Annotated in this window: 2 protein-coding genes; both read left to right on the top strand. The window is 40.9% G+C overall.

The genetic code is table 11. The annotated features are described in order from the left end of the window. Positions 1-76 precede the first annotated feature (76 nt). Positions 77-373 (top strand): helix-turn-helix domain-containing protein, encoded by a 297-nt coding sequence (locus C7R91_RS29045; protein WP_047070291.1) that lies wholly within the window; start codon positions 77-79, stop codon positions 371-373. Then, on the top strand, positions 355-1,236 hold the full coding sequence (locus tag C7R91_RS29050) for an IS3 family transposase (protein ID WP_047070290.1): 882 nt from the start codon (positions 355-357) through the stop codon (positions 1,234-1,236). Before C7R91_RS29045 ends, C7R91_RS29050 begins: the two co-directional genes overlap by 19 nt. The last annotated feature ends 44 nt before the right edge of the window (positions 1,237-1,280 follow it).

Here is a 1,280-nt window from a genome sequence, read left to right on the forward strand (position 1 = left end):
TGAAATGCACCCCTTAAAGTAGACATTGGAAAAACCCCCGTGGTTTTACCGATTAACTTTAGGGGGTGCATTTTTCATGGAAGATAAAAGGAAAAAGTATATGAATTATCCTGAAACACTCAAACGGGAAGCCATCCGTTTACACCTTGAGGAAAAATGGACATACAAAAGAATTACAGAACATCTGGGGATTCAGGATAGAGATCGAGTGAAGAAGTGGATGAGAAAATATAGACGGCTTGGGGAGTTCGGACTACTGGATCGACGCGGACGTCGTGAGACGTATATTGACCAAGAGAGACATGTTCAAAAATTAAAACGTGAGAATGAAATTCTAAAAAAGTGTTTGGAAATTTGGATGCAGGAGGTGTAAGAAAAAAATACCGCATTGTGGAAAGATTGTCTTCAACCTTTACGGTAACTGAGATTTGTAACACGTTAGGTGTCTCGAGAAGTGGATATTATAAGTACCTCGCCACTAGAAAACAGAACAAAGATAAAGCTTTAAAGGAATTAATTGAATCGATCTTTAGACAAAGGAAAGGTATCTACGGCTATCGCAGAATTCAAGCAGAACTCATGCGCCAGTATGGTTATAACGTAAACCACAAAAAGGTATTGCGGTTGATGCAAAACTTAGGGATTAAAGCAATCATCCGTCGTAAGCGTACCTATATCTCTACCTTTCAATCTATCGTTTCCGATGGACGTGTAGCTGAAAATTTACTTAATCGAGACTTTTTCGCACAGAAGCCAAACCAAAAATGGGTAACTGACGTTACCCAATACCGAATTGGGGATGAACGCATCTATCTCTCAGCAATCAAGGATCTGTGTACACTCGAAATTGTTGCTTACCATATGAGTTCGCGTAATGACAATGCGCTTGTTCTTGAGACTTTTAAGAAAGCATTTGAGACACAAAAAGACGTGACTGGACTGATCGTTCACAGTGATCAGGGATTCCAGTACACGTCCCATGCTTACCACGACATGCTTCCTACGGTTGGCGCCAAAATCAGCATGTCACGCCGGGGCAATTGTTTAGACAATGCCTCGATGGAGAGCTTCTTTTCTCATTTGAAAACCGAAGCTCTATTTCCTTATGATATACGAGATATTCAAGATGCTCAAAGAAGAATTGAGGATTATATACATTTTTACAATGAGCAGCGTCTTCAACTGAAGCTAAAAAAACTGACGCCTAGTGAATTTAGGCGTCAGTTTGCGGCCTGACGGCCGGGGTCTTTCTAAATGTCTACGAAATGGGGTCTTGACCA

It is taken from the genome of Brevibacillus formosus (assembly GCF_003013405.1).
GTDB lineage: Bacteria > Bacillota > Bacilli > Brevibacillales > Brevibacillaceae > Brevibacillus > Brevibacillus formosus.